General features: G+C 59.6%; 11 protein-coding genes. 9 read left to right on the forward strand and 2 right to left on the reverse strand.

Going from position 1 to position 11442, the window contains the following annotated elements; all coding sequences use genetic code 11:
- Positions 1–150 precede the first annotated feature (150 nt).
- Positions 151–3165, reverse strand: a complete 3015-nt coding sequence (locus tag C2R25_RS11765; protein ID WP_103729384.1) for a BPTD_3080 family restriction endonuclease — start codon at positions 3163–3165, stop codon at positions 151–153.
- A 340-nt stretch (positions 3166–3505) separates the two neighbouring features.
- Between C2R25_RS11765 and C2R25_RS11770 the strand changes: the two genes are divergently transcribed.
- The 3 genes from C2R25_RS11770 to C2R25_RS11780 are packed head-to-tail and all read left to right on the forward strand — an operon-like array spanning position 3506 to position 6023.
- Positions 3506–4249, forward strand: coding sequence for a hypothetical protein (locus tag C2R25_RS11770; RefSeq protein WP_103729385.1), 744 nt, complete (start codon positions 3506–3508; stop codon positions 4247–4249).
- A 1-nt stretch (position 4250) separates the two neighbouring features.
- Positions 4251–5429 (forward strand): M48 family metallopeptidase, encoded by a 1179-nt coding sequence (locus C2R25_RS11775; RefSeq protein WP_103729386.1) that lies wholly within the window; start codon positions 4251–4253, stop codon positions 5427–5429.
- A 21-nt stretch (positions 5430–5450) separates the two neighbouring features.
- On the forward strand, positions 5451–6023 hold the full coding sequence (locus tag C2R25_RS11780; RefSeq protein ID WP_233203936.1) for a hypothetical protein: 573 nt from the start codon (positions 5451–5453) through the stop codon (positions 6021–6023).
- A gap of 234 nt (positions 6024–6257) precedes the next feature.
- Here the strand turns inward: C2R25_RS11780 and C2R25_RS11785 are convergent, their stop codons facing one another.
- Positions 6258–6935 (reverse strand): O-methyltransferase, encoded by a 678-nt coding sequence (locus tag C2R25_RS11785; RefSeq protein WP_103729388.1) that lies wholly within the window; start codon positions 6933–6935, stop codon positions 6258–6260.
- A gap of 84 nt (positions 6936–7019) precedes the next feature.
- Here C2R25_RS11785 and C2R25_RS11790 point away from each other — a divergent pair, with 84 nt between their 5' ends.
- The 6 genes from C2R25_RS11790 to C2R25_RS11815 all read left to right on the forward strand — a co-directional run bounded on the left by C2R25_RS11790 (position 7020) and on the right by C2R25_RS11815 (position 11156).
- A complete protein-coding gene (locus tag C2R25_RS11790) occupies positions 7020–7664 on the forward strand; it encodes a TetR family transcriptional regulator (protein ID WP_103729389.1) in 645 nt (214 codons plus the stop codon).
- Between the two features lie 591 nt (positions 7665–8255).
- Positions 8256–8489 (forward strand): hypothetical protein, encoded by a 234-nt coding sequence (locus tag C2R25_RS11795; protein ID WP_103729390.1) that lies wholly within the window; start codon positions 8256–8258, stop codon positions 8487–8489.
- 153 nt (positions 8490–8642) lie between these two features.
- Entirely contained in the window at positions 8643–8927 is a 285-nt protein-coding gene (locus C2R25_RS11800; protein ID WP_103729391.1) for a hypothetical protein, read from the forward strand.
- A gap of 88 nt (positions 8928–9015) precedes the next feature.
- Positions 9016–9456 (forward strand): hypothetical protein, encoded by a 441-nt coding sequence (locus C2R25_RS11805; protein ID WP_146049652.1) that lies wholly within the window; start codon positions 9016–9018, stop codon positions 9454–9456.
- 97 nt (positions 9457–9553) lie between these two features.
- Positions 9554–9739, forward strand: a complete 186-nt coding sequence (locus C2R25_RS11810) for a helix-turn-helix domain-containing protein (protein ID WP_103729393.1) — start codon at positions 9554–9556, stop codon at positions 9737–9739.
- Between the two features lie 235 nt (positions 9740–9974).
- A complete protein-coding gene (locus C2R25_RS11815) occupies positions 9975–11156 on the forward strand; it encodes a site-specific integrase (protein WP_103729394.1) in 1182 nt (393 codons plus the stop codon).
- The last annotated feature ends 286 nt before the right edge of the window (positions 11157–11442 follow it).

The raw sequence follows: 11442 nt of genomic DNA on the forward strand, positions 1-11442 counted from the left end.
AAAACTGGCCCAAAACGAGTAAGCCCCACGCTTTCGGCATAAGTCCTCGATCATCGGACCGGCCTACTCCCGTGGGGCAGATACCAGTGTTTGGTAGTTGGAGATTTCCAACTTTGCAAACGGAATTACGATAATCGTAATCACAGGGCATCACGCGACCGTCTCCGCGACGAGACCGTCGAGCCACGCCTCGACCTTAGCGGCGAACTCGGTCTTGATCGTCCAAACATCGGTGAACTCGGCGTAAGCCCAGCGCCCCTGCGTACCGAGGTTGTTTACGCCGGGCACCCATAGGGTGCTCATGGTAAGGGCCTTGTCCTTGTCGTCTTCGTCGCGCTCGCCCTTGATCTCGACAACGAGATTGAGTGGGTTATCGGCTCCTTGGCCATCGTCCAGACGCAAAATGAAATCGGGACGATAACGCCGAGCCTCGCCGCCCGCAGTGTAAGGGACCTCGAAACCGAGGTTGTGGTTCTTCACCCATGCCAGCACGCGGCGATGGCTATCAGCCACCCGGCAGAACTCCGCCTCCCAATCGCTGTCGATCACAGCATAATTTACATGGCAGCGTTCACCGGTTTCATACCGGTCCTTGCTCGTCATGAAGCTCACGCTCCGTGACGACCCTTCGCGATTGTATGGATCGAGCATGGCCAGAACACGCCCGCCACCTTCCTGAGCCTGCGTGATAGCCGCCATGATGCGGTCGGCCACCCGATCCGCAATGGCGTAGTAGAGGAGCTGCGCCGGCTGAGTTGAACCTTTGACGACCAGATGGTTGTTCATCCATTTGCGCACGATGGTGCGCATCTGCATGACCAAGCCAGCGTTGACCGGTTGTCCACTCTCGGTGAGGCGCCGCTTCACGATCCAGTCCGCCAGACGCAAGGCCACAGAAGACTGGCGCATTTCCCCGAGGTGATCGAGCGTAAGCTCTGACTGCTCACCGACGATCCCCGAGTTGACCGTTTCCGTTGCTCCAACCAGTTCAGGGGTCAGCTCAAGCCCGGAGTCCGCCGTGAACTCGGCCCGGATGACGTCCTGCGGCATCTCGGTTCGATACCCTTCCACGCGCGGGAAGCGGATCTCTGACATGTCGCGGGTCGGCACCATTGCGTGGACGCGCACCATATCTGGCGGCGTCTTGATCGGTGCCAAGACCGGCTGGGCGGTGAAATCGAAAGGAATGCCAAGTACGTCGGCATATTCCACGCCGAAGCGGCCATCCTGCTGCAACTGGTAGGACTGGCGACGGAGCGCACGCCCCATGACCTGCTCACACAGAAGCTGAGTGCCAAAGGCGCGCACGCCGAGGACGTGGGTAACGGTGTTCGCGTCCCACCCTTCGGTCAACATCGAGACCGAAACCACGCAACGGATGCCCTCGCCCAACTGCCCGCGGCGCCCAACGGTATTGAGAACTTCGCGCAGGATGGTGCTGTCGTCGATTTTTTCCGCAGCGGCCCGGTCACCGGTACGTTGGATCAGTTCTTCCTTGAACCTCTCGATCTCGTCCTTAGCGGCATCACGAAAATCCGTCGAAATCGCCTCACCGGACTCAAGCTGCATAGAGTCGATGAGAAGCGTACGCATCCGCGGAAGGGCTGTGCCATCAGGATCGAAGTTACGGAAGAGCTTGCACTTGCCGGCAAAAAGCGAACGATTGCCATGCCCGTCTTCCAGCTCATATCCCGAAATGTAATCATGGACGAGCTTCGATGTCGCGGTGTTGTTGCAAACCACAATGAAGACGGGATCTACACCGATACCCGCAGCCTTCCATGCATCGAATGTCTTCTCGTAATGACCGTATAGCGCATCGATAGCGGTCAGGAGTTCGTTCGGCAGCTTCTGCGGATCATCAAAGCCGGATTTTCCACGTCCCTTTTTCGGCAGCTTCGATCCAATGTGCTTCCACAAATCTCGAAACATTGGCGTTTCACCGCCGGGAACATTGTCCATGATGGGAACGCGCGGAAGCTTCACGATCCCGCATTCGATCGCATCCATGAGCGAAAAATCGCTCATGACCCAGCCGAACAATGAACCCTCGCGATAACCGGAGCCACGCAGGAAGAATGGCGTGGCAGACAGGTCGTAGACCATGTTGAGGCCCAACTCCCGCTTCATGGCTTCCAGGCCAGCGATCCAGAGCCGTGCAGCCTCGTTGTTCTCCTTGGCTTCGGCGAGTTCGTCCCCCTTAAGTGCCTTCTGCTCTTCGTCCGTGAGCGGACGCTCGCGATAACAATGATGGGCCTCGTCGTTGAGCACGACGACATTCTTCATGCCCATCAATTCACCGGCCACGCGACGAATCATCGCTCCATCGCTCTCAGGCTTCGGGTCGGTGCGCAGTGCCGACCTCTGCACCTTGTTGAGCGCCATCTCGTCCTTCTTTTTGAAGGCGTGATAGTTTGTGATGACGATCTTGGCCTTGCCCAAGTCCGGCAGCATGTCCTCGGGGACAATTTCCCGGCTTTTGTAGTAGCTTTCCGGGTCATTGGGCTGGAGAACGCGCAACCGGTCCTTGATGGTGATGCCAGGCGCCACGATAAGGAAGCCGCGCGAAAAGCGTTTCGCGTTGGGGTGCCGCACCGCGTTGACGGTATGCCAGGCGATAAGCATCGCCATTACCGTCGTCTTGCCTGCGCCGGTCGCAAGCTTCAGGGCAAGGCGCATCAGGTCGGGATTGGAAGCAGCGTTCGCTGCTTCGAGGTGAGTCCAGAAGCGCCTGCCCTGCGAGGACGACTTGGGCGCGACTTCCGTCAGCCAGATGACGGTCTCCACCGCCTCGACCTGACAGAAGAACGGGCGTTGATTGGCGAACTCGTGTGTGCGCCAGTGACGCAAAAGCCGAGCCGTCGAAGGTGTGACCTGCCACTGGCTCTCCGGCAGCCGGCGCCAACTCTCAACCTGCGAGCGGATGCCGTTTATGACTTCGGTGGGGTTGTACTCCTGGCCCAGTTCGTCCGCCAGAAGGTCCGGCTGGACGGCAGCTTTGCCGCGAACTTTCTTGGCTTTCGGGATGGGGGATACGAGTGCGCTTTTCCGCCGATACGGAACGATTACACTGGTTGGCTGGCCGGCGTCATCCAACTCCCAATGCCGGACCGGCTCTTCATAGGGCGAGTTCAGGATCGGTGAATTAAAAAACTGATCACTCATAAACCGCACCCATTACAAATTTCCACTGCGTCTTGCCGCCCAGACAGTTGAGCTTCAGCCTGAAAGGCGAGGCAGCAATTCCTAGACCAACGGCGACGCCCCGCCCCATGCGCCAAGCCTCGAATCAATTGATTAGACGCTTCGGCACACCTGCCGCCTATCGTTGCAGGGTGCTCGCTTAAGGGAAAGTGCAGATCCTGATTCTGAAGCATAATTCCCCAAATTTTCCGCTTAACTCGTTGCTGCCAGAAGCACCGAATGAACGAAATTTAATCCATATTTCGGTTCTTCCAGTTGCCGGAAAAACCGGATAAGCCCTCAATATTCAATGAGGGGGCTCATGAAGAACAGAAACTGGATGCGCGCCGCTGTACTTGCGGCGTCTGTATGCGTTGCCATGCCAGTGATGGCGCAAGAGAAGACCGGCAACAAGGAGGGGTTCGCGCTGAAGCCAGGCACCGTGCGTATCGTATTGATGCGCCCGGTGATCGATGTCGGGGCGCAATCCACAGGCGGCATGTTTGAACCAAACGCCGACTGGACCACCCAGGCGCGCGAATATCTCACTTCCGCGCTTGGAGAAGCACAGTCAAAGCTTGGAAACGTCGTGGTCGAATATTCCGATCAATCGACCGGCGACGGGCCGATGGTGACGCAGTACTCTCATCTCTTTAACGCAGTGGCCGACTCGGTGATCGAGTATCAGTTCTTCCCGGGCAATCGCCTGCCCACCAAGAAGCATGGCAAAAGCTTCGACTGGGGCATGGGCGACGGCCTGGCACGCCTGACATCTCTCAGCGGCGCCGACTACGCACTCTTCATCACTACGCATGACGAATATGGTTCGACCGGGCGCAAAATGCTGCAGATCGTCGGCATGCTCGGCGGCGTTGGTGTGACATCCGGCGTGCATCAGGGCTATGCGGGCCTCGTCGATCTGAAAACCGGCGAACTGGTATGGCTCAACGCTGACCGCCAGATGGGCGGAGACGTGCGTACAGCGGAAGGCGCGCAAAAGCGCGTGAGTCAACTGCTCGAAGGTTTCCCCGGCCGTCCGGTCAAAGTCGCCGCTGCAGGCAACTGAAATGCGCTGCTCGCTTGCGCTGATAGTCAGCGCACTCGTCGCGTTGGCTGGAACAACAGCCCATGCTGCAGATCCTTCGCTCGCGCTTCCTCCATTCAGCCCGGCTTATGAGCCGACCAACGTCGATGAGCGCGGCCTGTGGATGCAGACCGATGAGATCGAACGTAGGCTCCGCGATAGTCATCTCCGTATCCGCGACGGCAATCTCGAGCGGTATCTGTTGGGCGTTCTGTGCCGTGAAGTCGGCCAGGAGCGGTGTGCGGGCGTGCGCGTCTATGCGATCGAGGATCCACAATTCAACGCCTCGATGATGCCCAATGGCGCCATGCAAGTCCAATCCGGGCTGCTGCTGCGCGTGCGCAACGAGGGCGAACTTGCCGCCGTTCTCGGTCACGAATTTGCGCATTTCGAACTTCGCCATGGCCTGAACGGGTTCAAAAATAGACGTACAGGCAGCGACGTCATGGCATGGATTTCGGTACTGGGAGGCATCACCAACACGCCCACCGGCAGCACGCAACTCTCGATCGCTGGCTCCATATTCAAGTTCAATCGCGACCAGGAGACCGCAGCGGATATGCTGGGCCTGAAATACACGGCACAGTCCGGGTATCCAGCTCATTCCGCTTCGGAAATCTGGCAATCCCTGATGGCCGAACAGGAAGCTACCGCCCGGGGTCGTAAGCTTAAGGCCAATCAGCATTTCACGGCCGGTTTCTTCGACACCCACCCGACTTCGCTTAGCCGTTCGGTTTATCTGGCCGAGGCAGCGGATAAGATGCCTGCCGGAGGTGATTCACGCACTCAGGAATTGCAGGCCGCACTCGCTCCCTATCTGCCGCGTTTCCTATCCGCCCAGAACAAACTCAACGATTTCGGCGGGACGGACTACATCCTATCGAATCTCGCAGCTCGCGGCGGCTGGACTCCAGACCTGTTGTTCGCACGCGGTGAACTTTACCGTGCTCGTGCGAACCCGCGAGACTTGCAACTTGCCAGCCAATTCTACCGCGACGCCAAGGCTGCCGGTTACACCGGCGCTGAACTGGATCGCAATCTGGGCCTTGCGCTGATCCGAAATGGCCAAGTCGACGAAGGCCGCGTCGCTCTCTCCGCCTATTTGACCGAAGCACCAGATGCTTCGGACGCGGCGATCATCCACACGCTTATGGCGAACTGAGGTACAACCATGTCGCGCTCCGTGATTCTCACCCTGGCTCTTGCCGCCACCGTGTCCTCGCCCTGCCTCGCCAATTCATTGGTAGCTCCCGGTCCGCGCTCCGGCATCGCCAAATCGCGGATTGCGGCCACGCCAGCAGGCGAATGGAACAAGCTCAGCCTCAGCGGAGGCAAAAATGTCGAAGTCTGGACGTTGGACGGCGACTCACTGAACAAGGTCACATTCTTCGGCGGAATCGCTGCAGGCCAGCCACTACTGCGAGAACGCGACAAGAAAAACAGCCCGCTGCCAAAGGTGGCTGGCGATATGCTGGTAACGGACATCCCGACGCTGCTGGAGACCACTTATCGCAGCCAGTATGCCGTCAACCAGATGGCCATCGAAACGCAACTGCCCGCCAAACTGGACGGCCACTCGGGCATTCGCTTCAGCTACAGCTTCACCAAGAGCGACGACGTCCGTCGTAAAGGCGAAGCCGTGGGTGCGATGGTCAACGGCCAACTCTATCTGATTTGCTATGAAGCCCCGGAAATCTATTTCTTCGACAAGGACGTGGAGAAATTCAGGTCGCTGGCTGGATCAATCAAGCTCTGAAGCATTCTGCCGTGAAGCCAGGCTGCACGGCAAAAATCGTAAAAATTATTCCGCGAGCGACCGGCCCCTTCCGCCAGCATCCGCACCTTCGGCTGGAAAAAAGGGTGGTACCCTTCCTCATCTTGGCCGGGGGCGCTGTTTCGGCGCAGCGGGAGCCATGAACACCGCTCCCGCGCGCAATTCAAATCGGATGCGGTGGTCAGGCGACGTATATCGCCCGGCCCCGCGTTTGGCTCAGCAGATCCACATCGACATCTCCACGTCGTCGGCAAATGGCACTGACACCCAGCCGTTGGCAGCATCGCGCACGCGCTCGACATAGGGCGGGCAGCAGTCGGCGTTGTCGGCCAGCACCAGCGCACCTGGGCGCAGGCGCGGTTGCAGCAGGTCGAGCACGTCGAGATACAGACCCTTGGCTCCATCGAGCAGAACGAGGTCGATGCTCTCGGACAGGTTCGCCGCAAGGGTTTCCAGCGCGTCGCCTTCGCGGATCTCGACCAGATCGGCAACGCCAGCCTCGGCGAGATTGGCACGGGCGCGCTCGACCTTGGCCGGCTCGAACTCGCTGGTGATGAGCCTGCCACCTCCGTTGTCGCGCAGCGCCGAGGCCAGGCAGATGGTCGAGAGGCCGAATGACGTGCCGAACTCGACCACGCTGCTCGCCCTTATGCTGCGTGCCAGCATATAGAGCAGGCGCCCCGTCTCGGGCGAAACGGCCAAAGGCACATCCTTCATGCGCGCGTAGAAATCATGATAGTCTGTGCGGCTGTGCAGGATGCGCTCCTTGTCCGCCTCGCTCAGCGTGTTCCAGTAGTCGGACACGCCCGGCATCTTCGAGGGGATGGAGCGCGCATCGAGGCCGAACAGGCGCTCGAGCAGCGGGGCGACGGGGGCTGTCGTGAACGTGGTCATGTGATCTCCATCGGGAGGGTTGCGATGGCGATGAAAATACGACTAATTCGTCAGGTTCACTAATCGCATTCCGAAGGACCACCCATGGCTCCGCGTGCAAATCCGCAGGTTTCCTCGAGAAAGTCGCCAAAGCAGGCCCGCTCGGAAGACCTCGTTTCTGCCGTTCTCACCGCTGCTGTTCAGGTTTTGCGCGACGAAGGGGCAGCGCGCTTCACCACGGCGCGCGTGGCCGAGCGCGCAGGCGTCAGCGTCGGTTCGCTCTACCAGTATTTTCCGAACAAGGCCGCGATCCTGTTCCGGCTGCAGAGCGACGAATGGCAGCAGACCTCGGCCATGCTGCGTACGATCCTGGAGGACAGGACCCAGACGCCAGCCGTGCGCTTGCGCACGCTGGTCCATGCCTTTCTGCGCTCGGAGTGCGACGAAGCCGAGGTGCGCCGCGCCCTCGCCGATGCCGCCCCGTTGTACCGCGATGCTCCTGAAGCCGCCCAGGCGCGTGCATCAGGCGCCCGGCTATTCGAGAACTTCATGGCCGAGGCGTTGGACTCTGCGGATGATGCGACCCGAGGACTGGCAGCAGACCTCGTGCGGACAACCTTGTCACAGGTCTGCGGCAGCTTCTCGGAAACTCCTCGCAGCGATGACCAGATCACCGCCTACGCCGATGCCTTGGCCGACATGTTGTGCGCCTATCTCGATGACATCGAACGGAAAGGCAGGAACGCCTGAAGTTCGGCACACCTTCTAATTTGCCCTCAGAGACTCATGCAGAGTCAAAACGCCCCAGGGGGCACCCTGACGCCCATAAGTCGCACAAAGACGCTCAGCGAGTCTCAGAATCGAAATTTGAGCATAATGGGCAGTCAGCACACGTCACGTGTCGGAAAATTCAACCTCAAAGACCCGCGCAGTGTTACCTTGTATCATCGATCGGAAACATTCTGCGCGGGATGGTACCGTCTGCGTTGCGCTGATTTCGGCTGCACCCCGAGGGCCATCTACACGATCAGGCACAAGGGCCTCCAGTGGGCGGGACCGTTGCCAGAGGGGTTTGAGCTGCTCAGGGGATTTCGAGGATGAATTAATTCTACCTGCCCAGTCCACTCCCCGGTATATAAATATTTTTTCTGACGTTAATCATGACTTTATACTCTTTTAATTTTTGCTATGGGGGGGGATAGAAGCTCTAGGTAGAATTAAATACCTAACTCCTCCGTCGATTCGACAAAATTGGGGTGAGTCCTGACTTAACCCCTACGACACGCTTGGCAGCCCAACCACCGCTGGTTAAACGGCGCCCAACATTCAGGAACATTCAACATGGAAGCGCAGCCCAAGAAGCGGGGTCGGCCTCTCGGATCGGGGGGCAAGTACAATTTCGATCAGCTCCAACCCGGCGACAACATGGACGTGCCCTACGTCAACGAGAACACCGCCAAGAGCGTCCTGACCTCTGCCAAGAGCTGGGCGAAGAAGCGGGGTCTGACCGACGCACGGTTCATGACGCTGACCTACCGTTCGATCGGCGTCGTTCGCGTCTTCCGGCGCCGCTGAAGCTAGCTCAACGACACCGTACCGTCAGAAAATTTAATCCGCGCCAGCACTTGCACGGCGAATCACGGACTCTTACGTCCACTAACGACCCGACCGGAGGCGGCAACCTCCAGCCGGGTCTGACCATCAACCGTCTTACAAGGAGACGACTCAATGGCTGCTCAGCCGATTAGCAGCGCGCCCACCGTTTGGGCCAGCGCCACCACCACCATCGATGCCCTTCATCAACAGCTTGGTTCCGCGACCGGCGATCGCCGCGCGATTGAAGACCGGCTGACTGTCGCAGAGGACGAGCTGCTCGACCTGCACGCACCCGACATTGCAGGCGTCATCCGCAAGCTGGAAGTCCTGTGGGACGGCCAGCTTCACGCGCAGGACCGGATTTCCGGTCACAAGCTGACCCTTCTGGAAGACCTGCAGCGCCTCGCTGCGGCCTGACCCTACCCAAACAGACCCGTCAAACGACAGGACCGTGGCGCGCGATGCGTCACCGACGCCTGGTTGCGACCGCATGAAGGACATGAAGATGAATCTGCCGAACTACCTGACCCACGAACTCGTCCGCCGTTTGAACCGCGAAGCGCCGAAGAAGGAAACCGAGAGCCTGCTGACGGCACTGGGCATCGCGCTCGACGAACCCGGCCCTGAACCCGACTTCGAGGAGATGGTCGAAGGGTACGACGGGGACTGCCAGACCGGATCGTTCCTCCTGGAGGGCACCCTGGATTTCATCGGACATAAGGTGCCGATGCATTTCCGCATCAACTACGCTGGCCCGGCTGACGAAAAGAACCCCTGGGACATGATCAAGGGGCCGTCGATGACGGTCGACGTTCTGACCTGGCCTGAAGGCACTCCGACGGCACCCGAGTGGGTGCCGGTTGGCGCAGGCATCCTGAGCGACAGCATGGTCGAGGACATCTGGCCCGCCATCTCCCTGCACGCGAGCCAGCAGGACCTCCGCTGAGAACTATTTCAGCGTTAAGCCTGAACTGACGCCTTCAAGGTGTTTGCACCGGCCCGTCTGCGTGCATATACGACCAGTCCTCACAACGAACCGGAGGATGAAATTGCAGGAAATCCAGAACTACACGGTCACCGAAGCGCGTAACCGCCTCAGCATCGGCAAGACGAAATTCTACGAGCTGATGAACAGCGGCGAACTCCGCTACCTCACCATTGGCAGCGTACGCCGCATCCCGCATGCGGAACTCGCGCGCTTCCAGGAGGCCCGCCTCCACGCGGCGTAATCCGCGCCACGTCTTGATCTCGTTCTCGCTCTCAAATCTCCAAATCGTTGATCTCGCTGTTCGTGGCGAGGTGGGTCGGGCTGCAACGCCCCACACCACCTGCGCCAGTCGTCGGCAGCACCTCCACCCAGAACATACCTGATGGCAGGACAACGATGCTCCCTACCGATACGACTATGCCGTGGCAGATCGCCACGTCCCCCCGCCTGTTCAGCCCCCTGATGGAAGGCTGACCGTGGCGCGCGAAACGAATATCCTCAACACCACCAAGATCAACAGCCTGCAGGACCCGGGTCAGCACCACGACGGGGCCGGTCTGTACCTCGAAATCGCAAACTCGGGGGCGAAGCGGTGGACGTACATCTTCCGATTTGCAGGCAAGCGGCGCCAGAAGGGCTTCGGCTCGTTCCCCGATGTGAGCCTCAAGATGGCCCGCGACAAGCGCCGGGAAGCCGAAGCGATGGTCCGCCAGGGCATCAACCCCATCGAGGCCTATCGCCCCGTCGCGAAGCCTGACCGGGCAGCGACGTTCGGCGCTGTCGCTCTGGACTACATCGCCAGTCAGGAGCCGGGGTGGAAGAACGCCAAGCACCGACAGCAGTGGCCGAACACCCTGCGCACTTACGCGAAGGCGATCTGGGACACCCCCGTCAACACCATTGGAGTTGCCGACGTGCAGAATATCCTGAAGCCGATCTGGCATAAGAAGACCGAAACCGCGAAGCGCGTGCGTGGACGGATTGAAAAGGTGCTCGGCGCCGCCACCGTTCTCGGGCTGCGCTCGGGTCACAACCCGGCTGCATGGCATGGGAATCTCGAGCACCTGCTGGGCAAGCAGCGCAAGGGACCGAAGCGCCATCAGCCTGCTATGCCTTATACGGCAGCCCCCTCGTTTCTCGCCGACCTGAAGGAGCAGGACGGTCTTGCCGCACGCGCGCTGGAACTTTTGATCCACACCGCCACGCGCACTTCGGAAGTGCTCAATGCCCGTTGGAGCGAGTTCGACCTTGAAAGGCGCATTTGGGTCATTCCTGCGGAGCGCATGAAGGCCGGAAAGGAGCATCGCGTGCCGTTGACTCCGCAGGCCATGGAACTGCTCAGGGGCCTTGCCGGGCACCGGACCTTCCTTTTCCCTGGGCAGTCTAACAGCAAGCCGCTCTCCAACATGGCCATGCTGATGTTGCTGCGCAGGATGGAGGTTGACGACGTCACGGTTCATGGCTTCCGCTCGACGTTCCGCGACTGGGTCGGTGAATGTACCAATGAACCGCGCGAGATTGCCGAGATGGCGCTGGCGCACGAAGTCGGCAGCGAAGTGGAACGCGCCTACCGCCGAGGTGATGCCCTCGACAAGCGCCGCAAGCTGATGGAGCGATGGTCCAATTACCTGACTGGCCAGAAGTCGACAGCTGACTGACCGCTCAGGTAGACCCGGCGCGTATCGGGGGCGACCCTAAAACCGACCCTAACAACAGGTCGTGGTTGCCCCCGGTCAACGCCGAATACGGGCAAACGCAAATCAGGCCTAAGCGCCTAATAATAAACGATTATGTGAGGTGTAACCCGCAGTATTCTGCGGGTAAGTGGCGGAGAGGGTGGCAGCCACACTAAGCCTCCAACCGATTGCAGACAACCGATAATTTTCACGCGATCTACGACGATACCACGTTCAATACCATGTTTGGAAATTCTGCCCTTGTGGA

The sequence above is a fragment of the Novosphingobium sp. HII-3 genome (assembly GCF_002916655.1).
GTDB classification, from domain to species: domain Bacteria; phylum Pseudomonadota; class Alphaproteobacteria; order Sphingomonadales; family Sphingomonadaceae; genus Novosphingobium; species Novosphingobium panipatense.